We start from the raw sequence: 7,165 nt of genomic DNA on the forward strand, positions 1-7,165 counted from the left end.
CAACAGAGGGGCGAAGGGGGCCGCAAGGCCCCCTTCGCGCATCCCCCGGGACACACGCTCAGGCCGCGAACTCGGCCCGGATGCGCGCCGAATGCTCGCCGATCGCCGGGATGCGTCCCGGCGAGCGCGTGCCTTCGGCCCAGTGCACCGGCGGGGCGGCGTAGCGCACCGGGCCGTTCGGCGTCTCGACCTCGATCCGCCGCAGCGCCGGGTGCCGGGCGAGATCCGCGACCTCGTTGACGAAGCCGTAGGCGATCGCACCACGGTCGAGGCGGCGGCGCGCTTCCTCGCGCGAGAGCGTGGCGAAAATCGCGGCGATATGGCCGTCCACCTCCGGGCGGTTGCGCACGCGGGTGACGTTGGTCTCGAACCCGGGGCGCTTCGGAAGGTCGGGCTCCAGGAGTACGTGGGTGCAGAGATTGGCCCATTCGCGCTCGTTCTGGATCGAGATCAGAACCAGCGAGCCGTCGGCCAGCGCGAAGGCGCCATAGGGTGAGATCGAAGGGTGCGCGAGGCCGACGCGCTTCGGCGCCGCGCCCGAGCCCTCGTAGGTGAGCAGCGGCACGTTCATCCAGTCGGCCATGCCGTCGAACAGCGAGACGGCGATCCCTGCACCTTTGCCGGTGATGCCGCGCTGGATCAGTGCCTCGAGCACGCCGGCATAGCCCGCCATGCCGCAGGCGATGTCGCAGACCGAGACGCCGACGCGGCCGGGCCCGGCGGGGTGGCCGGTAACGGCGCACAGTCCGCTTTCGGCCTGCACCAGCAGGTCATAGGCCTTCATCCCGGCGTATTCGCCTTCCTCGCCGTAGCCGGAGATGTCCACCGTGATCAGGCGCGGGTTCTTCTCGCGCAGGCTCGTGGAGCCGAGCCCGGCGCGGGCGGTGGCGCCGGGGGCGAGGTTCTGGATGAACACGTCGGCGCGGGCGAGGATGCGGTGGAGCATCGCCGCATCGCCAGGGTTCTTGATGTCGGCGACGAGCGACTCCTTGCCGCGGTTGAGCCAGACGAAGTAGCTCGACATGCCTTTGGCGTAGTCGTCGTAGCCGCGCGCGAAGTCGCCTTCGGGGCGTTCGAGCTTGATCACGCGCGCGCCGGCATCGGCGAGTTTGCAGGACAGGAACGGTGCCGCGACGGCTTGTTCCAAGGTGAGGACGAGCAGACCTTCAAGAGGTTTCATTCGTTTTCCGGGGGGCCCCCCCCGGGCCCCCCCCCCCCCCCCCCACGTGGGCCCCCCTCCCCCCCACCCCGGGGGGCCCCGCCCCCCACCCCGGCGGGCCCCCCCCCCTCCTGGGGGGTCCGGGGGGCCTTGCGGCCCCCCGGCTCCTTTCCTTCAGTTAGTAGCTTCTGGGCAACCCCAACACATGCTCGGCGATGTACGACAGCACCAGGTTCGTGCTGATCGGCGCCACCTGGTAGAGCCGCGTCTCGCGGAACTTGCGCTCGATGTCGTACTCCTCGGCGAAGCCGAACCCGCCATGCGTCTGCACGCACATCTCGGCCGCGGCCCAAGACGCCTCGGCCGCCAGCATCTTCGCCATGTTCGCCTCGGCGCCGCAGTTCAGCCCGGCCTCGAACTTCTCGCAGCCCTCGCGCACCATCAGCTCGGCCGCGCGCATCTGCGCATAGGCGCGCGCGATCGGGAACTGCACACCCTGGTTCTGTCCGATCGGCCGGCCGAACACGCGCCGGTCCTTGGCATAGGCGCCCGCCTTGGCGATGAACCACTTCGCGTCGCCGATGCACTCGGCCGCGATCAGCAGCCGTTCGGCGTTCATGCCGTCGAGGATGTAACGGAATCCCTTGCCCTCCTCGCCCACCAGCGAGTCGGCCGGGATCACCATATTGTCGAAGAACACCTCGCAGGAGTTGTGGTTCATCATGGTGCGGATTGGGCGGATCGTCAGGCCCTTGCCCAGCACCGCCTTCATGTCCACCAGGAAGGTCGAGAGCCCCTCGGTCTTCTTCTTCACCTGGTCGCGCGGCGTGGTGCGCGCGAGCAGCAGCATCAGGTCGGAATGTTCGGCGCGCGAGGTCCAGACCTTCTGACCGTTCACGACCCAGGTGTCGCCCTCGCGCTTGGCGGTGGTGCGCAAGGAGGTGGTGTCCGTCCCGCTGGTCGGCTCGGTCACACCGAACGCCTGAAGCCTGAGTTCACCCGAGGCGATCTTCGGCAGGTAGCGGCTCTTCTGCTCGGTCGAGCCATGCCGCAGCACCGTGCCCATGATGTACATCTGCGCATGGCAGGCGGCACCGTTGCCGCCCTGTTCCTGGATTGTCTCCAGGATGGCAGCCGCGGCTGAGAGCGGCAGGCCGGCGCCGCCGAACTCCTCGGGGATCAGCGCGGCGAGGTAGCCGGCTTCGGTCAGCGCGCGGACGAACTCGGTCGGGTAGCCGCGTTCGGCGTCGAGCGTGCGCCAGTACTCGCCCGGGAATTGCGCGCAGAGCTTGGCGACCTCGCCGCGCAGATCGGCCCAGGCGTCATGTCGGGCGAGCGTCTGGTCCATGCGTCACCTCCGCCCCGGCTGATAGCCGCGCGGGCAGGGGCGGGCAAGGCGCCGTCAGACCAGCGCCGGGACGATCGAGAGCACCAGCAGCACCGCCATGGTGACGTTGAACGCGCGCAGCCGCGCGGGCGAGCGCAGGATCCTGCCCGTCCCGGCGCCGACCACCGCCCAGAACCCGACCGAGGGCGGCGAGACAGCAAGGAAGACGCCGGCGATGACGAGCGTCTCCAGCAGGATATCGCCGCCCGGCCGGGTGAAGGCCGGGATCGCGGCGAGCGCCAGCAGCCAGGCCTTGGGGTTCACCCACTGGAACGCCGCGGCGCCGAGGAAGCCGAGCGGCGGCTTGGCAGCCCCTTCGCCCGGCGCGCCGGCACGCGCGATTTTCCAGGCGAGCCAGAGGATCCAGGCCGCGCCGATCCACTTCAACACCGCGTGCAGCTCGGGGCTGGCCGCGAAGGGGCCGGCGAGGCCGAGCCCGACCAGCACGATCATCACCGGGAAGCCGATCGTGATGCCGGCCATGTGCGGCACGGTGGCGCGGACCCCGTGGTTCGCGGCCGAGGCCGCGACCATGATGACGTTCGGCCCCGGCGTCACCGAAGTGGCAAAGGCGAAGGCCAGCAGGGCCGGCAACGTCTCCATGGAGCGATGATGGGACAGGGGCGCTGACCTTGTCAGCGGTTGCGCAGGCCTCGGGGCAGCATGCGAGGGTTGCGGCGTCTGCATGAACGACCGGAGATCCAAATGCGCGTCGCGATGTTCAGCACCAAGCCCTACGACCGCCGCAGCTTCGAGGAACGCAATTCGCGACATGGGCACGAAATCACCTATTTCGAGCCGCGATTGTCGGCGCAGACGGCCTCGCTCGCGGATGGCTTTCCCGCCGTCTGCCTGTTCGTCAATGACGAGGCAGACGCCACCGTGATCGAACGGCTGGCGCAGGGCGGGACGCGGCTGATCGCGCTGCGCTGCGCCGGCTTCAACAATGTCGATCTCGCCGCTGCCGAACGTCACGGCATGGCGGTCGCACGCGTGCCGGCCTACTCGCCGCACGCGGTCGCCGAGTTCACGGTCGGGCTGATGCTGTCGCTGGTGCGCAACCTCCACCGCGCCTATCAGCGGACGCGCGACAACAACTTCGCGCTCGACGGGCTGCTGGGCTTCGACCTGCACGGCAAGACGGTCGGCGTGGTCGGCACGGGCAAGATCGGCGCGATCGTCGCGCGCATCCTGCACGCCGGCTTCGGCTGCCGCGTGCTCGCCGCCGATCCGTTTCCCGACGACGACCTGACGGCACTCGGGGTGCGCTACGGCGAACCGCACGCGGTGATCGCGGCCAGCGACATCGTCACGCTGCACTGCCCGCTGACGCCCGAGACGCACCACCTTCTCGACGCGGCCGGGTTCGCGCGGATGAAACGCGGCGCGATGGTGGTGAACACCTCGCGCGGCGCGATCCTGGATGCCGAGGCCGCGATCGAGGCGCTGAAGTCGGGCCAGCTCGGCGGACTCGCGATCGACGTCTACGAGCAGGAGGCGGATCTGTTCTTCGAGGACCTCTCGAACGAGATCATCCAGGACGACACGCTGCAGCGGCTGATGATGTTCCCGAACGTGCTGGTGACCGGCCACCAGGCGTTCTTCACGCGCGAGGCGCTGGAGAACATCGCCGACACGACGCTCGCCAACGTCACCGCCTTCGCGCGCGGCGAGGCGCTCGCGAACGCCGTCACGGCCGCGGGCACGCGGGGATAGGGCGAACCGGCCGCTACCCCTTCGCGGCCTCGCGCTCCGCCACCAGCGCGTCGTCGATCTCGCGCGCGCGCACGGCGGCCGGCCGCGTGCTGATGCGCTCCCAGTACCGCTCGAACGAGGCGAGCCGGGGGAAGGTACCGAACCGCATGCCCCAGCCGATCTGCGAGCCCAGATAGACGTCAACCGCGCTGAACGTGGCGCCGAGCACGTAGTCGTGCTGCAACACCAGACCGTCGAGCACGGTGACGACATCGTCGAAGCTGCCGTAGCCGGCGATGCCACGGCGCTCATCGGGCACGATGAAGCCGAGCGCCTTGTTGGTCGCCGCATGCTCGACCGGACCGGCGGCGAAAAACATCCAGCGGTAGAAGGGGCCGCGCAGCACGCTGCCGACCGCCGGTGCGAGCCCGGCCTCGGGGAAGGCGTCGGCGAGATAGGTGCAGATCGCCGCCACCTCGGTCACCACCGTCTCGCCATGGCGCAGCGTCGGCACCTTGCCCATGGGGTTGACCCCCAGATAGGCGGACGCCTTCATGGTCGTGCCGTAGTCGAGGATCTCGGTACGGTAGGGCCGGCCGACCTCCTCCAACATCCAGCGCGCAATCCGCCCGCGCGACATCGGGTTGGTGTAGAGGACGAGTTCGTCCCGCATCGCCGCCTCACGCCGTTGCGCGCGGGTTCTTCAGCAGGACGCCCGGGCGCGCGCCGGTGACACCCTCGCCCCAACGATACACGGTTTCGCCGTTCACCCAGACCTGTTCGATGCCGGGGCTCGGTTTCATCGGGTCCTCGAAGCCTGCGGCGTCGATCACCACCGCCGGGTCGAACAGCACGAGATCGGCATGGGCGCCGGGTCGGATGACGCCGCGGTCCTTCAGACCGAACACCTGTGCCGTGAGGCCGGTCATCTTGCGCACCGCCTCCTCCATCGAGATCAGGCCGAGTTCGCGCGCGTAATGGCCGAGCACGCGCGGGAAGGTGCCCCAGAGCCGCGGATGCGGGAAACTGTCGTGCGGCAGGCCGTCGGAGCCGATCATCGCGCGCGGATGGGCGATGATGCGGCGCACGTCCTCTTCGCTCATCTGATGGTAGATCGCACCGGCCGGCAGCAGCCTCTCCGCCGCCTCCTTCCGCGTGCAGCCCCACGCGGCGGCGACCTCGGCGAGGTCCTTGCCCTGCATCTCGGGATGCGGCACGGACCAGGTGACGATCACGCGCACCTCGTCGCGCAGCCGCTCGGGCAACAGCACGGTGCTGCTGGCGGCATAGGGATAGACATCCACCCAGACGCGCTGGCGCGCGGCCGCCTCGTCGAGCTTGCGCAGCGTCTCGACCGAGCGGCCCCAGTTCTGCGGCATCGTGCACTTGTAGTGGCTCATCACCACCGGAACATTCGCCGCCCGGCCGATGCGCAGTGTCTCCTCGATGCTGTCCAGGATGCCGTCAGCCTCGTCGCGCATGTGCGTGACATACATGCCACCCGCCTCGGTCAGCGCCTCGGCGACCGCGATCACCTCCTCGGTGGTGGCGTTGATCGCCGGCGGATACCAGAGCCCGGTCGAGAGGCCCCAGGCACCCTGGCGCAGCGCCTCCTTCAGCCGGTCCTTCATCCGCGCCGCCTCGGCGTCGGTGGCAGCACGGCCGAGCTCGGCATCGCCCATCTCGCGCGTGCGCAGCGTGGTGTGGCCGACAAAGGCGATCGCGTTCACGGCCGAGCCCTGACGGTGGAAGTCCTCGGCGTAGGCGGCGAAGCTGTCGTAGCGCCACCACGACTCGTCGCCGAGCAGGTCGAGCGGCGGCGGCGGGCGACGGCCGCGCGTCAGCGGCGCGAGCGAGACGCCGCAATTGCCGGCAACCACGGTGGTGACGCCCTGGCTCAGCTTGCAGTGCAGGCACTCCGGCCCGCACAGCACGGCGCGGTCGTCATGGGTATGCGCGTCGATGAAGCCGGGGGCGATGGCGCGGCCGCCGGCATCGATCTCGACATCGGCCGAGGTCGCGCCGAGATCGCCGACCGCGATGATGCGATCGCCCGTGACGCCGACATCGCCGGTGCGGCGTGGCGCGCCGGTGCCATCGAAGATCAGCGCGTTGCGGAGGATCAGGTCGCAGCGGAACACGGTGGCCATGGCGGGCGGAACCTCGTCGACGTATGGCCGCGATCATGGCGCGCGGGACGGCGCCGGACCAGGGGCGGCGGCGGCATCAAGGCCACTGCCAGACGAGCAGGAGCGATCTGAGGTTACGGGGCACGGGTGATCGACGTCCGGGACGAGAGGAGGAAACCATGACAGCCACACCGACGCGTGGCGCCGCGTTCGCTGGCGGCGCCGTGGCGCTCGTCGCCTTGGGCTCCACGGCCGGCCCGCGCCCGGCCCTGGCGCAGGGCGCAGGCTGCGCCGCCGCGGACGAAATCGCGCACGGTTTCTCGCGCCAGCGCCTCGGCCGGATCACCGGCGTGATGCAGGCCCCGATGACCAAGCCGATCACCTCGGTACTGGCGATGATGCTGGTAGAGCGTGGCCAGATGAAGCTCGACGGCCGGCGCGATCTCGCCGCGCCTGTGGTACGATTCAGCCTGTCGAACCACATCCTCGGCATGGGCGGATCGACCGCCGGCACGACCGGCCCGGGCTACGGGTTCGGGCTCGGCTTCGGCGTCCGCCTCGCCGACGGCATGGGCACCGCGCCGGGCAGTCCCGGTGATGCGATCTGGCCGGGAGCCTGGGGCACCTCGTTCACGGTCGATCCGGCCGAGAAGCTGGTCGCGATCCTGATGGCGCAGGGCCCGTCGAACCGTTTTGTCAAGCGAATGATCTTCAGGAACCTAGGCCGCGTGGACAAAGTTGATCCAGTGTCTGATTGCGGCGAGCAGGATGAAGCCGAGGAAGCTGGTGGCGGTG

At 69.8% G+C, this 7,165-nt stretch carries 6 protein-coding genes and 1 pseudogene; 2 read left to right on the top strand and 5 right to left on the bottom strand.

Going from position 1 to position 7,165, the window contains the following annotated elements; genetic code table 11:
* Positions 1-58 precede the first annotated feature (58 nt).
* From ACTIFU_RS21345 to ACTIFU_RS21355, 3 genes are all read right to left on the bottom strand, one after another.
* Complete coding sequence (locus tag ACTIFU_RS21345; protein ID WP_439580342.1) at positions 59-1,180, bottom strand: CaiB/BaiF CoA transferase family protein; 1,122 nt, start codon at positions 1,178-1,180, stop codon at positions 59-61.
* Positions 1,181-1,337: 157 nt separating this feature from the next.
* Entirely contained in the window at positions 1,338-2,507 is a 1,170-nt protein-coding gene (locus ACTIFU_RS21350; protein ID WP_439580343.1) for an acyl-CoA dehydrogenase family protein, read from the bottom strand.
* A 54-nt stretch (positions 2,508-2,561) separates the two neighbouring features.
* Positions 2,562-3,149, bottom strand: coding sequence for a LysE family translocator (locus ACTIFU_RS21355; RefSeq protein ID WP_439580344.1), 588 nt, complete (start codon positions 3,147-3,149; stop codon positions 2,562-2,564).
* Positions 3,150-3,251: 102 nt separating this feature from the next.
* Here ACTIFU_RS21355 and ACTIFU_RS21360 point away from each other — a divergent pair, with 102 nt between their 5' ends.
* Positions 3,252-4,262: a 2-hydroxyacid dehydrogenase gene (locus tag ACTIFU_RS21360; RefSeq protein WP_439580345.1), complete on the top strand. Its 1,011-nt coding sequence runs from the start codon at positions 3,252-3,254 to the stop codon at positions 4,260-4,262.
* A 13-nt stretch (positions 4,263-4,275) separates the two neighbouring features.
* Here the strand turns inward: ACTIFU_RS21360 and ACTIFU_RS21365 are convergent, their stop codons facing one another.
* Both ACTIFU_RS21365 and ACTIFU_RS21370 read right to left on the bottom strand, forming a co-directional pair.
* Complete coding sequence (locus tag ACTIFU_RS21365; protein ID WP_439580346.1) at positions 4,276-4,914, bottom strand: glutathione S-transferase family protein; 639 nt, start codon at positions 4,912-4,914, stop codon at positions 4,276-4,278.
* Between the two features lie 7 nt (positions 4,915-4,921).
* Positions 4,922-6,391 carry an N-acyl-D-amino-acid deacylase family protein gene (locus ACTIFU_RS21370; protein ID WP_439580347.1) on the bottom strand — a complete coding sequence of 490 codons (1,470 nt, stop codon included), beginning with the start codon at positions 6,389-6,391 and terminating at the stop codon, positions 4,922-4,924.
* A gap of 158 nt (positions 6,392-6,549) precedes the next feature.
* Here ACTIFU_RS21370 and ACTIFU_RS21375 point away from each other — a divergent pair.
* A pseudogene (locus ACTIFU_RS21375) lies at positions 6,550-7,165 on the top strand (hypothetical protein); the annotation flags it as partial.

Origin of the sequence: Elioraea sp., assembly GCF_051860475.1 — a bacterium.
In the GTDB taxonomy this organism is placed as follows: Bacteria; Pseudomonadota; Alphaproteobacteria; order Acetobacterales; family Acetobacteraceae; genus Elioraea.